At 71.4% G+C, this 13,810-nt stretch carries 14 protein-coding genes and 1 pseudogene; 11 read left to right on the forward strand and 4 right to left on the reverse strand.

Going from position 1 to position 13,810, the window contains the following annotated elements:
- Nucleotides 1-119: 119 nt before the first annotated feature.
- Both allB and alc read left to right on the forward strand, forming a co-directional pair.
- Nucleotides 120-1,460 (forward strand): allantoinase AllB, encoded by a 1,341-nt coding sequence (gene allB, locus EDD92_RS37450; RefSeq protein ID WP_123968405.1) that lies wholly within the window; start codon nt 120-122, stop codon nt 1,458-1,460.
- 52 nt (nt 1,461-1,512) lie between these two features.
- On the forward strand, nt 1,513-2,643 hold the full coding sequence (alc, locus tag EDD92_RS37455; RefSeq protein ID WP_123968406.1) for an allantoicase: 1,131 nt from the start codon (nt 1,513-1,515) through the stop codon (nt 2,641-2,643).
- Between the two features lie 213 nt (nt 2,644-2,856).
- Here alc and EDD92_RS37460 read toward each other — a convergent pair whose 3' ends face one another.
- Nucleotides 2,857-3,603 (reverse strand): SDR family oxidoreductase, encoded by a 747-nt coding sequence (locus EDD92_RS37460; protein WP_123968407.1) that lies wholly within the window; start codon nt 3,601-3,603, stop codon nt 2,857-2,859.
- A gap of 121 nt (nt 3,604-3,724) precedes the next feature.
- Between EDD92_RS37460 and EDD92_RS37465 the strand changes: the two genes are divergently transcribed.
- The 4 genes from EDD92_RS37465 (at nt 3,725) to EDD92_RS37480 (ending at nt 6,762) form a co-directional block, all read left to right on the forward strand.
- Entirely contained in the window at nt 3,725-4,540 is an 816-nt protein-coding gene (locus tag EDD92_RS37465; RefSeq protein WP_123968408.1) for an AIM24 family protein, read from the forward strand.
- Nucleotides 4,541-4,657: 117 nt separating this feature from the next.
- On the forward strand, nt 4,658-5,284 hold the full coding sequence (locus tag EDD92_RS37470; protein WP_030940584.1) for a dihydrofolate reductase family protein: 627 nt from the start codon (nt 4,658-4,660) through the stop codon (nt 5,282-5,284).
- 91 nt (nt 5,285-5,375) lie between these two features.
- The gene (locus EDD92_RS37475) at nt 5,376-6,281 is read left to right on the forward strand and encodes a DMT family transporter (protein ID WP_123968409.1); all 906 of its coding nucleotides are present in this window, start codon (nt 5,376-5,378) and stop codon (nt 6,279-6,281) included.
- 85 nt (nt 6,282-6,366) lie between these two features.
- Nucleotides 6,367-6,762 carry a ribonuclease domain-containing protein gene (locus tag EDD92_RS37480; protein ID WP_123968410.1) on the forward strand — a complete coding sequence of 132 codons (396 nt, stop codon included), beginning with the start codon at nt 6,367-6,369 and terminating at the stop codon, nt 6,760-6,762.
- 63 nt (nt 6,763-6,825) lie between these two features.
- Here the strand turns inward: EDD92_RS37480 and EDD92_RS37485 are convergent, their stop codons facing one another.
- A complete protein-coding gene (locus EDD92_RS37485; RefSeq protein ID WP_123968411.1) occupies nt 6,826-7,026 on the reverse strand; it encodes a hypothetical protein in 201 nt (66 codons plus the stop codon).
- 177 nt (nt 7,027-7,203) lie between these two features.
- On the opposite strand from EDD92_RS37485, the gene EDD92_RS37490 reads away from it, so the two are divergent.
- Both EDD92_RS37490 and EDD92_RS37495 read left to right on the forward strand, forming a co-directional pair.
- Nucleotides 7,204-8,448, forward strand: coding sequence for a histidine kinase (locus tag EDD92_RS37490; protein ID WP_123968412.1), 1,245 nt, complete (start codon nt 7,204-7,206; stop codon nt 8,446-8,448).
- A gap of 47 nt (nt 8,449-8,495) precedes the next feature.
- Nucleotides 8,496-9,176, forward strand: a complete 681-nt coding sequence (locus EDD92_RS37495; protein ID WP_123968413.1) for a response regulator transcription factor — start codon at nt 8,496-8,498, stop codon at nt 9,174-9,176.
- A gap of 538 nt (nt 9,177-9,714) precedes the next feature.
- On the opposite strand, the pseudogene EDD92_RS51585 reads toward EDD92_RS37495, so the two are convergent.
- Nucleotides 9,715-9,846: pseudogene (locus EDD92_RS51585) on the reverse strand (dehydrogenase); the annotation flags it as partial.
- A gap of 122 nt (nt 9,847-9,968) precedes the next feature.
- Nucleotides 9,969-10,991: a Gfo/Idh/MocA family oxidoreductase gene (locus EDD92_RS37510; protein ID WP_123968414.1), complete on the reverse strand. Its 1,023-nt coding sequence runs from the start codon at nt 10,989-10,991 to the stop codon at nt 9,969-9,971.
- Nucleotides 10,992-11,072: 81 nt separating this feature from the next.
- Here EDD92_RS37510 and EDD92_RS37515 point away from each other — a divergent pair, with 81 nt between their 5' ends.
- From EDD92_RS37515 to EDD92_RS37525, 3 genes are all read left to right on the forward strand, one after another.
- Nucleotides 11,073-11,858: a GntR family transcriptional regulator gene (locus EDD92_RS37515; protein WP_185124246.1), complete on the forward strand. Its 786-nt coding sequence runs from the start codon at nt 11,073-11,075 to the stop codon at nt 11,856-11,858.
- 218 nt (nt 11,859-12,076) lie between these two features.
- A complete protein-coding gene (locus EDD92_RS37520) occupies nt 12,077-13,225 on the forward strand; it encodes an ROK family glucokinase (RefSeq protein WP_123970719.1) in 1,149 nt (382 codons plus the stop codon).
- Nucleotides 13,222-13,803, forward strand: a complete 582-nt coding sequence (locus tag EDD92_RS37525) for a sugar kinase (protein ID WP_123968415.1) — start codon at nt 13,222-13,224, stop codon at nt 13,801-13,803. Before EDD92_RS37520 ends, EDD92_RS37525 begins: the two co-directional genes overlap by 4 nt.
- Nucleotides 13,804-13,810: the final 7 nt, after the last annotated feature.

Genomic DNA, 13,810 nt, shown 5'->3' on the forward strand with positions numbered 1-13,810 from the left:
GGGGGTGCACTGTGGAGAAGTGTGCCCTTGACGGCGCGGAAGCGGGAGTGAAGACTCCTTCAACAGAAAGTTGAATTCCGTTACGTGGAAGTAAATCGCGGCGGCTGAGAGGGGTCCGGGTGTCCGACACAGAGCTGGTGCTGCGCTCGACGCGCGTCATCACACCCGAGGGAACGCGTCCCGCCACGGTCACGGTCGCCGGCGGCAGGATCACGGCCGTACTGCCGTACGACGCCGCCGTACCCTCGGGCGTCCGGCTCGAGGACTTCGGCGACGACGTCCTGCTGCCCGGCCTCGTCGACACGCACGTGCACGTCAACGACCCCGGCCGCACCGAGTGGGAGGGCTTCTGGACCGCGACCCGCGCGGCGGCGGCCGGCGGCATCACCACCCTCGTCGACATGCCGCTCAACTCCCTCCCGCCGACGACGACGGTCGACCACCTCCGTACGAAGAAGGACGTCGCCGCCGACAAGGCGCACATCGACGTCGGCTTCTGGGGCGGCGCCCTGCCCGACAACGTCAAGGACCTGCGCCCGCTGCACGAGGCAGGCGTCTTCGGCTTCAAGGCGTTCCTGTCGCCGTCCGGGGTGGACGAGTTCCCGCACCTCGACCACGACCGGCTCGCCCAGTCCCTGGCCGAGATCGCCTCCTTCGGCGGCCTGCTGATCGTGCACGCCGAGGACCCGCACCACCTGGACGCGGCTCCGCAGCACGGCGGCCCCAAGTACGCCGACTTCCTGGCCTCCCGCCCGCGCGACGCCGAGGACACGGCCATCGCCCAGCTCATCGACCAGGCGAAACGCCTCAACGCGCGCGTGCACGTACTGCACCTGTCGTCGAGCGACGCGCTCCCGCTGATCGCCGAGGCGAAGGCCGAGGGCGTGCGCATCACGGTCGAGACCTGCCCCCACTACCTCACCCTCACCGCCGAGGAAGTACCGGACGGCGCAAGCGAGTTCAAGTGCTGCCCGCCCATCCGCGAGGCCGCCAACCAGGACCTGCTGTGGGCGGCACTGGCGGACGGCACCATCGACTGCGTGGTCACCGACCACTCCCCGTCCACGGCCGACCTCAAGACGGACGACTTCGCGACCGCCTGGGGCGGCATCTCCGGCCTCCAGCTGAGCCTGGCCGCGGTGTGGACCGAGGCGCGCAGGCGGGGGCACGGCCTGGAGGACGTGGTCCGCTGGATGTCCTCGCGCACGGCGGAACTGGTGGGCCTGGACGCCCGCAAGGGCGCCATCGAGGCGGGCCGCGACGCCGACTTCGCGGTCCTCGCACCCGACGAGACGTTCACCGTGGATCCGGCGGCCCTCCAGCACCGCAACCGCGTGACGGCGTACGCGGGCAAGACCCTGTACGGCGTCGTGAAGTCGACCTGGCTGCGCGGCGAACGCATCGTCACGGACGGCGAGTTCACCGAGCCGAAGGGGCAGCTGCTCACCCGCGACCACTGACCGAGCCTTCCGCACCCGCAGCGGCCGACCCCGAAAGGACGATCTGATCACCGTGACGGCGCAGCATCCATCCCGTTTGGCCAGTTTCACCGGCGACGCGAACCCGTACGGAGGCGGTGACCCGTACGCCGACTACCGCACCGCCGACTTCCCCTTCACCCAGTACGCCAACCTCGCCGACCGGCGCCTCGGGGCCGGCGTGATCGCCGCCAACGACGAGTTCTTCGCCCAGCGCGAGAACCTGCTGGTGCCCGAGCGGGCCGAGTTCGACCCCGAGCACTTCGGGCACAAGGGCAAGATCATGGACGGCTGGGAGACGCGCCGCCGCCGTGGCGCCTCGGCCGACCACCCGTGGCCGACGGCCGAGGACCACGACTGGGCGCTGGTCCGGCTGGGAGCGCCGGGTGTCGTACGGGGGATCGTGGTCGACACGGCCCACTTCCGCGGCAACTACCCGCAGGCGGTGTCGGTCGAGGGCACCTCGGTACCCGGCTCCCCGTCCCCGGAGGAGCTCCTGGGCGACGACGTGAAGTGGACACCCCTCGTCCCGCGCACCCCGGTGGGCGGCCACGCGGCCAACGGCTTCGCCGTCTCGGTCGAGCAGCGCTTCACCCACCTCCGCGTCAACCAGCACCCCGACGGCGGCATCGCGCGCCTGCGCGTGTACGGCGAGGTCGTCCCGGACCCCGAGTGGCTGGCGACCCTGGGCACCTTCGACGTCGTCGCCCTGGAGAACGGCGGCCGGGCCGAGGACGCCTCCAACCTCTTCTACTCCCCGGCCACGAACACCATCCAGCCGGGCCGCTCCCGCAAGATGGACGACGGCTGGGAGACCCGCCGCCGGCGCGACCAGGGCAACGACTGGATCCGCTACCGCCTGGCGGCCCAGTCCCAGATCCGCGCGATCGAGATCGACACGGCGTATCTGAAGGGCAACAGCGCGGGCTGGGCGTCGGTGTCGGTGAAGGACGGCGAGGACGGTGACTGGCGCGAGATCCTCCCGCGCACCCGTCTGCAGCCCGACACCAACCACCGCTTCGTCCTGCCGGCCGCGGCTGTCGGCACCCACGCGCGCGTGGACATCTACCCCGACGGGGGCATCTCGCGCCTGCGGCTGTACGGCTCCCTGACGGAGACCGGCGCGACGGGGCTGGCGGCCCGTCACCAGGAACTGGGCGGCTGACACAGGCTCTTTCTCGCCCCCGCCGCCCCTGCCCGTTCCCGTCCCCTGGGGGCTGCCGCCCCCAGACCCCCGCTTTCGGCCTGAACGGCCTCGTCCTCAAACGCCGGACGGGCTGAAAGACCAGCCCCTCCGGCGTTTGAGGAGCGGGGGTCCGGGGGCTGGCCCCCGGTACGGGACGGGTAGGGGCGGCGGGGGCGAATCACCACCACGGCATCACGCCGCATGACCCCCGTCCACCGCGAACTCCGCGCCCGTGACGTAGTCCGCCCCCGCCAGATACGCGACCATCGACGCCACCTCGTCCGCCGTCCCGAACCGCCCGACCGCGGTCATCGCCACCTGATCCGCCGCAAACGGCCCATCTGCCGGATTCATGTCCGTGTCCGTCGGCCCGGGATGCACGATGTTCGCCGTGATCCCACGTCCGCCCAGCTCCCGGGCGAGCGCCTTTGTCAGGCCGACCAGGGCCGATTTGCTGGTCGCGTACAGCGTCCCACCCGCCCCCGGCACCCGCTGAGTCATACACGTACCGATCGTGATGATCCGTCCCCCGGACGGCATCCGCGCGGCCGCCGCCTGCGAGGTGAGGAACACACCCCGGACGTTCACCGCCAGGACCCGGTCGACATCGGCGAGCGCCAGACCGTCCAACGGTCCCAGCACGCCCACGCCCGCGTTGTTCACGAGGACGTCCAGACCGCCCAGCGCCTCCGCGGTGCGCTCCACCGCCCCCGCCGCCTCGTCCGCGTCCGCGGAGTCCGCCCGCAGGGCCACCGCCCGCCGCCCCAGCGCCTCGATCCGCCGTACGACGTCTTCAGCCGCCTCCTTGTCGTTCACGTACGTCACGGCCACGTCCGCGCCGTCCCGGGCGAGCCGCAGCGCCGTCGCCGCGCCGATGCCGCGGCTGCCGCCGGTGACCAGGGCCACCTTGCCGTCGAGAGTTCCGTAAGTGGTTGTCATGGGTCCATCCCAGCGGCGACCGCGCGGCGACGCCGGCGGCGAACGGACACCGAGATCGAGTGGCCGGAACACAACCGGATCAGGCCGGAACTCTTTCCTCCACCTCCCGCGTTCTCCCCACGTGACACTTCAGCAAGAGATCGTCGGCAACGCCATGCAGATGGCGGTCGTCAACCTGCGCCCCGGCCAGACCGTCTACTGCGAGGCGGGCAAGTTCCTGTTCAAGACGGTGAACGTGACCATGGAGACCCGCCTCTCCGGTCCGTCGAACAGCGGCGGGCAGTCCCAAGGCGGCGGAGGCGGCGGCATGGGCGGCATGCTGCGCCAGGCCATGGGCACGGCCATGCAGGTCGGCCAGCGCATGCTCGCGGGCGAGTCGATGGCCTTCCAGTACTTCAGCGCACAGGGCGGCGAGGGCACCGTCGGCTTCGCGGGCGTGCTCCCGGGCGAGATGCGCGCCCTGGAACTCGACGGCACGCGCGCGTGGTTCGCCGAGAAGGACGCCTTCGTCGCCGCCGAGTCCACCGTCGACTTCGGCATCGCCTTCCAGGGCGGCCGCACCGGCATGAGCGGCGGCGAGGGCTTCATCCTGGAGAAGTTCACCGGGCACGGCACGGTGATCATCGCGGGGGCCGGCAACTTCATCGACCTGAACCCCGCCGACTTCGGCGGCCGCATCGAGGTCGACACGGGCTGCGTCGTCGCCTTCGAGGAGGGCATCCAGTACGGCGTCCAGCGCATCGGCGGCCTCAACCGCCAGGGCATGATGAACGCCGTCTTCGGCGGCGAGGGCCTGTCCCTGGCCACCCTGGAGGGCAACGGCCGGGTGATCCTGCAGTCCCTCACCATCGAGAGCCTGGCGAACGCCCTGAAGAAGGCCCAGGGAGGCGACAAGCAGGGCCCGACGGGCGGTCTGTTCTCGACTCACGCCGGATGACGCACGCCGGATGACGGACGCCGGGTGAGGTGCCGTAGGACCGACCGATGAGTTGCGGGCGCCGGTGGGGTCTGAGGTGATGACAACAGACCCCACACCAGGAAGCAGGCACCCGCCATGGGCAAGCTCGTCTCCACGATCTTCGTCACCCTCGACGGCGTCTACCAGGCACCCGGCGGCCCCCAGGAGGACACCCGGGGCGGTTTCGAGCACGGCGGCTGGAGTTTCGTCTACGGCGACGACGACTTCGGCCGGTTCGTCGGCGAGGTCTTCGAGCGCCCCGCCGCGTTCCTCCTCGGCCGCCGCACGTACGACATCTTCGCGTCGTACTGGCCCAAGGTGACCGACCCCGCCAACCGCATCGCCTCCCAGCTGAACGCGCTGCCGAAGTACGTCCCGTCGTCCACCCTCAGCGACCCCGCCTGGTCCGGCACGACGGTGATCAGCGGCGACCTCGCCAAGGAGGTCACCGCCCTCAAGGAGCGCACCGAGGGCGAGCTGCAAGTGCACGGCAGCGGCGCCCTCGTGCAGTCCCTGCTGGACCTGGGCCTGGTCGACACCCTCCACCTGGTGACGTTCCCGGTGGTGCTCGGCACGGGCCTCCGTCTCTTCAGGGAGGGCGCCGTACCGACCAAGTTCCGCCACACGGGCGGCCGCACCACCCCCGCCGGGGTCTCCATCCAGTCGTACGACGTGGCCGGACGACCCGACTACGGCTCGTACGAGCTCCCCGAAAACGCCTAGCTGGCGATCAGCCGCGCCGGTACGGTGATCGCTCCCCGTAGGAGCCGCCGACGTCTCCGCACACCCGACGGAGACCGGGAGAGCCGCCCCCATGTCGTCGATCGCCGTACCACGCCCGCTCGCCCCCCGCCGAGCCTGGCTCACCGACCTGCCGGTGCTTCTCGTCGCGGTCGTATGGGGCGCGAGCTACCTCGCCGCCAAGGACATCACCACCGCGCGGACGGTGCTCGCCGTCCTGGTGCTGCGTTTCGCCGTCGTCCTGCCCGTGCTCGCCGTCGTCGCACGGCGCTCCCTGCGTGCCCTCACTGCCGCCCAGTTGCGCGGCGCCGCTCTGCTCGGGCTGATCCTCGGCGGGATCTTCCTGCTGGAGACGTACGGCGTCGTCCACACCTCGGCGACCAACGCCGGCCTCATCATCAGCCTCACGATGATCTTCACCCCGCTCGCCGAGGCCGCCGTCACGCGCGTCCGGCCCCCGCGGGCGTTCCTCGCGGCAGCAGGCCTCTCCGTGCTCGGCGTCGTCCTGCTCACCCAGGGCGGCGGCTTCACCCGCCCCTCCCTCGGCGACCTGCTGATGCTGTTCGCCGCCCTCGCCCGCACCGTGCACGTCCTCGCCATGTCCCGCATCAGGGCCGTCCGGGGCGCCGACGCGCTGTCGCTCACCGCGGTCCAACTGGGCGCCGCCGTCGCGGTGTTCGCGGTCCTGTCCGCGGGCGCCGACACCACGCCGTGGGGCACGGCGGCCGGATTCGGGGCGCGGGAGTGGGCCGGGCTGCTGTTCCTGTCCGTGTGCTGCACGCTGTTCGCGTTCTTCGTGCAGATGTGGGCCGTGCGCCGGACGTCCCCCTCGCGCGTCAGCCTGCTGCTCGGCACCGAACCCCTGTGGGCCGCCGCGGCCGGCATCGCGCTCGGCGGGGAACGACTCGGTGCGCTCGGACTGGCCGGCGGCGCGCTGGTGCTTGTGGGGACCGCGTGGGGACGAAGGGCCGCAAGTTAACGTGCGGAAAACTCATCGGACTTGACGGGAAATTCTCCGGACTTGACATTGACATGCCACTGTCTACGCGCGTCATCATGAGGGCATGACATCCCCCACACGCACCACTCGCATCGGTGCCGCAGCCGTTCTTCTGTCCGCCCTCCTCGTGGGCGGCGCCGTCACCGCCACCACTGCGGACGCAGCCGCCGACTCCGTCGGCAGCATCTGCTACAACTCCCTGCCCTCCCAGGCCCACGACACCCTCGACCTGATCGCGCAGGGCGGGCCCTACCCGTACTCGCAGGACGGCACCGTCTTCTCGAACCGTGAAGGCGTCCTGCCCAGCCAGTCGTCCGGGTACTACCACGAGTACACGGTCATCACGCCCGGTTCGCCCACGCGCGGAGCTCGCCGCATCGTGACCGGCGAGCAGTCCCAGGAGGACTACTACACCTCGGACCACTACGCCACGTTCGACCTGATCGACTTCGGCTGCTGAGCGACTTCCCCCGCTCAGTCACTCCGAGGGAACAGTGCGACCAGCCGGAAGTCCGGTCGGCGCTCATCCGGACTTCCGGCTGGTCGCGGCGGCGAACAGCGCGAACGCCAGCACCACCAGGGCGACGCTCGTGTAGACCCCGTAGCCGTCGAGGAAGCCGAGCCGTTGCACGAGACCCACATGCCAGTGGGTGAACTCGTGCACCAGGCCCAGCACGCCCTGCACCAGGGCAATGAATCCGACGAGTTCCAGCAGCTGCTTCATGCTCCGACCCTCGCCCCGCGGACCCCCCACAGACATCGGCCGCGGGGCGAGTCGTCCCCGACGGAAGTCCACCGTCCGGCGGCGGTGCGCGCCGAAAGTCTCCAGTGGTGCGACTTTGGTCGGGGATCCTCCGCATGGAGGGGTGGCGGCACGGCTCACTGCGTAGATTTGTCGACCGTGAGGGATGACAAGCCGACACCGGCCGCAGGGGTCATCGGCCGCAGATGGCTGTTCCCGTCGGCCGTACTGCACGAGATCGACCCCGACGCCGGGCGATCCGGGCGGCCCCGGCGCACAGCACGCGACTGGGTCGTCGATTTCACCTGCTTCCTGCTCGCCGTCGCCATCGGTCTGGCGGCCGCGGACACCCTGAACAACGACACCCACACCCCGTACGCCCTCGCCGTCGTCGACCAGTTGCTCGGTGCGCTGGCCTGCGCCGCGGTGTGGGCGCGCCGCCGCTGGCCGCTCGGGCTCGCCGTCGCCATGATCCCCGTCGGCTTCCTGTCGAACACGGCGGGCGGCGCCGCCATGGTCGTCATCTTCACCCTCGCCGTGCACCGGCCCTTCCGGTACGTCGCCTGGATCGGCGGCATCTCCCTCGCGCTGATCCCGCTCTACTCCTGGCTGCGCCCGGACCCCGACCTGCAGTACGCGGGGGCGGTCGCGTTCGCAGAGCTGCTCACCCTCACCGTCATCGGCTGGGGCATGTTCGTACGGTCCAAGCGCCAGCTCATGGTGAGCCTGCGCGACCGCGCCCGGCGGGCCGAGACGGAGGCGCAGCTGCGCGCCGAGCAGGCGCAGCGGCTCGCCCGCGAGGCCATCGCCCGCGAGATGCACGACGTCCTCGCGCACCGGCTGACGCTGCTGAGCGTGCATGCGGGCGCTCTGGAGTTCCGGCCCGACGCACCTCGGGAGGAGGTCGCGCGGGCGGCCGGCGTCATCCGTGAGAGTGCGCACGAGGCCCTCCAGGACCTGCGGGAGATCATCGGTGTCCTGCGTGCGGGCGAGCCCGACGACGCGGGCCGTCCGCAGCCGACGCTCGCCGCGCTGGACGGGCTGGTCGCCGAGTGCCGCGAGGCCGGCATGAAGGTCACCCTCGCCAGCCGCGTCACCGACCCCGCCGCCGTCCCGTCCTCCGTCGGCCGCACCGCGTACCGCATCGCTCAGGAGGCCCTGACCAACGCCCGCAAACACGCCCCCGGCACGGAGGTCACCGTCTCCGTCACGGGCGCCCCGGGCGAGGGCCTCGTCGTGGACGTGCGCAATCCCGCGCCGGAGGGGGAGGTGCCCGCCGTGCCCGGCTCCGGGCAGGGCCTGATCGGGCTGACGGAACGGGCCACCCTGACCGGCGGTCGGCTCGAGCACGGGCCGGAATCGGACGGCGGGTTCCGGGTGCGGGCCTGGTTGCCCTGGGGATGAAGCGACCCGGGCGCGGCGGCCCCGCCCGCCGTGATTACGTAAGGCCCATGACTGCGATCAGACTGCTCCTCGTCGACGACGACCCCCTGGTGCGGGCCGGGCTGTCCCTGATGATGGGCGGCGCCGACGACATCGAGATCGTCGGCGAGGCCGCCGACGGCGCCGAGGTCGAGGAACTCGTCGACCGCACCCGTCCCGACGTGGTCCTCATGGACATCCGGATGCCGTCGGTGGACGGCCTCACGGCCACCGAGCGGCTGCGGGACCGCAAGGACGCCCCGCAGGTCGTGGTCCTCACCACCTTCCACGCCGACGAACAGGTGCTGCGCGCCCTGCGTGCGGGCGCCGCCGGATTCGTCCTGAAGGACACCCCGCCCGCCGAGATCGTCGACGCCGTGCGCCGGGTCGCGGTCGGCGACCCCGTGCTGTCGCCCACCGTCACACGGCAGTTGATGGAGCACGCCGCGGGCTCCGGCGCCGACACCCGGCGCACGCACGCGCGCGTGCGCATCGACGCCCTCAACGACCGCGAACGCGAGGTCGCCGTCGCGGTCGGCCGCGGCCTGTCCAACGCCGAGATCGCCGCCACGCTCTTCATGAGCGTCGCCACCGTCAAGACCCATGTCTCCCGCATCCTGGCCAAGCTCGACCTCAACAACCGTGTGCAGATCGCCCTGTTGGCGTACGACGCGGGCCTGCTGGAGGAACCGGACGGCGACGGGCACTGAGCGCTCCGCGGGTGGTGCCGATATGCGGCCCCGCCGCGGGGCGGTGATGGGTTGTCGACCGTCTGCGGCGTCGTCGTGGCTTGTCGCGCCCACGCGGCGGAGCCGCATGTGTCACAGCCCCGCGCCCCTTCAGGGCGCGGCCGAGCCGCAGCGGACTCCTGGAGCGCGCCCCCACCCTGTCGCTCGAGGGCCTGCCCGGCGACTGGCTGCCGGGGATGCTGATGCGGGGGTGCGCGGCCTGCCGGTGTGTTGGCAGTCGGGCTACGGCCAATGGGTGCGGCGGCTTACCGGAAGGCGGTTTCGGTCCGGCCCGGGATCTCCGCGAGCGCCACCTGTCTGCGTTCCCGTCGGGAGACCTCGCAGGCCTCGGCGATCCGTGGCGCCTGCAGGGCCTCGCGGCCGTCGTAGGGGTTGGCCGGCCGGCTCCGTCCTGTCGCTCGACGGCCCGCTCGGCGACTGGCTGCCGGGGATGCTGATCCGGGGGTGCGCGGCCTGCCGGTGTGTTGGTAGTCGGGCTACGGCCAATGGGTGCGGTGGCTTACCGGAAGGCGGTTTCGGTCCGGCCCGGGATCTCCGCGAGCGCCACCTGTCTGCGTTCCCGTCGGGAGACCTCGCAGGCCTCGGCGATCCGTGGCGCCTGCAGGGCCTCGCGGCCGTCGCAGGGGTTGGCCGGCCGGCTCCGTCCTGTCGCTCGACGGCCTGCCCGGCGACTGGCTGCCGGGGATGCTGATGCGGGGGTGCGCGGCCTGCCGGTGTGTTGGCAGTCGGGCTACGGCCAATGGGTGCGGTGGCTTACCGGAAGGCGGTTTCGGTCCGGCCCGGGATCTCCGCGAGCGCCACCTGTCTGCGTTCCCGTCGGGAGACCTCGCAGGCCTCGGCGATCCGTAGCGCCTGCAGGGCCTCGCGGCCGTCGCAGGGGTTGGCCCGCTGCCCCAGGACGACCTCGACGAACGCGGCCAACTCGGCCTCGTAGGCAGGGCCGAAGCGCTCCAGGAAGCCGGACCACGGCTTGTCCGCGGCGGGCGGCCCGGTCGGCTCCGTGGACGCGATCGGCGTACGGTCGTCCAGGCCGACGACGATCTGGTCGAGTTCCCCGGCCAGCTCCATGCGGACGTCGTAGCCGGCGCCGTTCAGCCGCGTCGCCGTGGCCGTGGCGAGGGTGCCGTCGTCGAGCGTGAGCAGCGCGGCACCTGTGTCCACGTCACCCGCCTCCCGGAACATCGGTGGTCCCGCGTCGGACCCGGCCGCGTACACCTCGACGACCTCGTGCCCCGTCACCCAGCGCAGCGCGTCGAAGTCGTGGATCAGTGCGTCCCGGTACAGCCCGCCTGACAGCCGGAGCCACCCGGGCGCGGGAGGAACCTGGTCGGACGTCACCGCCCGTACGGTGTGCAGCCGCCCGAGCCGGCCCGCGAGAACCGCGTCGCGCGCGCCCGTGTAGCCCGCGTCGAAGCGGCGCTGGAAGCCCATCTGCAGAATCGTCCCGGCCGCCTCGACCTCGCCGATGGCATGCAGTGTGCCGGGCAGATCCAGCGCTATGGGCTTCTCGCAGAACACCGGGAGCCCCGAACGTGCTGCCCGACCGATCAGTTCGGCGTGGGCCGACGTCGCCGTCGTGATCACCACGGCGTCCACGCCCCACCGGAAGATCTCGTCCACCCCCGGTGCCGCCGTCTCCCCGAGGCGGAGGGCGAGCTCCTGGGCCCGCGCCGGATCCACATCCGTGAGGATCAGCGACCCGACCTCGCGGTTGCGGCTGAGCGTGTTCGCATGAATGGTGCCGATGCGGCCTGTACCGATGACCCCGATGCGCATGGAAACAAAGTGAGGGTTCGGTGCGTACGCTGTCAATGCATATGTCCGGACAATCGAACTACACAACTTCCCGTCAACAACATGTGGAGCTACGCTCGGCCCGTGCCGAAACCAGAAGTGGACCCGACCGCGTCGCTCGAGCTCAGGGTGGACCGGAGCTCTCCCGTGCCGCTGTACTTCCAGCTGTCCCAGCAGCTCGAAGCGGCAATCGAGCACGGAGCGCTCACCCCCGGCAGCCTGCTGGGCAACGAGATCGAGCTGGCCGCACGGCTCGGCCTGTCCCGGCCCACCGTCCGCCAGGCCATCCAGTCGCTCGTCGAGAAGGGCCTCCTGGTGCGCCGCCGCGGTGTGGGCACACAGGTCGTGCACAGTCAGGTCAAGCGCCCCCTGGAGCTCTCCAGCCTCTACGACGACCTGGAGGCGGCCGGCCAGCGCCCCGCCACCAAGGTGCTCGTCAACACGGTCGTACCCGCGACCGCCGAGGTCGCCGCATCCCTCAACGTCGCCGAGGACAGCGACGTCCACCGTGTGGAGCGCCTCCGGCTCGCCCACGGCGAGCCGATGGCGTACCTGTGCAACTTCATCCCGCCCGGCCTGCTCGACCTGGACACCGCTCAGCTGGAGGCCACAGGCCTCTACCGCATGATGCGTGCCGCCGGGATCACCTTGCACAGCGCCCGCCAGACGATCGGCGCCCGCGGCGCCACCGCCGCCGAGGCCGAGCGCCTCGCCGAAACAGAGGGCGCCCCGCTGCTCACCATGCAGCGCGTCACCTTCGACGACACGGGCCGCGCGGTCGAGTACGGCACTCACACCTACCGGCCGACGCGTTACTCGTTCGAGTTCCAGCTGCTCGTACGGTCCTGAAGATCTGCCTGGGCGGAGTCGGGTTCGTCGCAATGTCAGGACAATGAAGCGGCTGTTCTGCTCGCTTATGAGATGTGACACCGGGTGGATGCGCCCCGCAGAGGCGCGCAGAACTGCGCGACCAGCCACAACCCACCCGCTTCCGGGCACATATCGCGTACCCCCCATTGCTCCCCCGCACAGCACCCTTACGCACGGTGAGGCACAATCGGGCCTTGATGAGCACCTACGGCAACTTCACCGCCCCCATAGGCTCCCGCCGTGCCCCCGCGCTCCGTACGGTCGGCACGAGGGAGCGCCGGTCACACCTGACCGCACCCCGTGTGCCGACGGTCGGCATCGACATCGGCGGCACAAAAGTGATGGCGGGCGTCGTCGACGCCGACGGCAACATCCTGGAGAAGCTCCGCGCGGAGACCCCGGACAAGTCCAAGAGCCCCAAGGTCGTCGAGGACACCATCGTCGAACTGGTCCTGGACCTCTCCGACCGGCACGACGTGCACGCGGTGGGCATCGGCGCGGCCGGCTGGGTCGACGCCGACCGCAACCGCATCCTGTTCGCCCCCCACCTGTCCTGGCGCAACGAGCCCCTCAGGGACCGCCTCGCGGGCCGGCTCGCGGTACCGGTCCTGGTCGACAACGACGCGAACGCCGCCGCCTGGGCCGAGTGGCGCTTCGGCGCCGGCCGCGGCGAGGACCACCTCGTCATGATCACGCTGGGCACCGGCATCGGCGGTGCGATCCTGGAGGACGGCCAGGTCAAGCGCGGCAAGTACGGTGTCGCCGGTGAGTTCGGCCATATGCAGGTCGTGCCCGGCGGCCACCGCTGCCCGTGCGGCAACCGCGGCTGCTGGGAGCAGTACAGCTCCGGCAACGCGCTGGTCCGCGAGGCCAGGGAGCTGGCCGCCGCCGACTCGCCGGTGGCGTACGGGATCATCGAGCACGTCAAGGGCAACATCGCCGACATCACCGGCCCGATGATCACCGAGCTGGCCCGCGAGGGCGACGCGATGTGCATCGAGCTGCTGCAGGACATCGGGCAGTGGCTCGGCGTCGGCATCGCGAACCTGGCGGCCGCCCTGGACCCGTCCTGCTTCGTGATCGGCGGCGGTGTCTCGGCCGCCGACGACCTGCTGATCGGCCCCGCGCGGGACGCCTTCAAGCGTCAGCTCACCGGCCGCGGCTACCGCCCCGAGGCCCGTATCGCGCGCGCCCAGCTCGGCCCCGAGGCCGGCATGGTCGGCGCCGCCGACCTCGCCCGCCTGGTGGCCCGCCGCTTCCGCCGCGCCAACCGGCGCCGGGTCGAGCGGCACGAGCGCTACGAGCGGTACCTGGAGACCCGCCGCTCCACCCGGGACACCGCATGACCGCCTCGCTGCCGCGCCAGGCCCTGCCCCCGGACGAGCCGCCGAAGCCGGCCGAGGACCGCCGGCACAAGATCCGCCGCAGGGCGCTCACCCTGCTCATCATCGTGCTGCTCATCGGCGTCCCGGCCGGCTATCTGGTGATCTCCGCCAACCAGAGCCGCGACAGCGGCAAGGACAAGGAGGCCAAGTACGCGGCGACCGGCCTGACCAAGGGCTGGCCGTCGAAGGTGCAGCGCCGCCTCTACCAGGTGCCGATGCCGCACCCCTCGGGCAAGGTCGCGAGCTACGAGACGAACAACTGGAAGACCAGCCGTCTCTACGTCCAGTTCCAGACCCCCCTGCGCAACCTCGACGTCTTCCTCCACGACATGGGCGTCACCCGCGCCGATCTGAAGCGGGGCGACATCACCATCAGCGCACGCGACCAGAAGATCACCGGCTGGGACTTCACCAGCCCGGGCCCCTGGTACGGCCTGGTCCACGAGCAGAAGGCACCCAAGCCCACCCAGTACGTCATGATGAGCCTGGGGAACAGGAACAACCCGTTCTTCTACGTCGTCTCCCGTACGGTTCCCTGACGCGACC

Origin of the sequence: Streptomyces sp. TLI_185 (genome assembly GCF_003814765.1) — a bacterium.
Classification (GTDB): domain Bacteria; phylum Actinomycetota; class Actinomycetes; order Streptomycetales; family Streptomycetaceae; genus Streptomyces.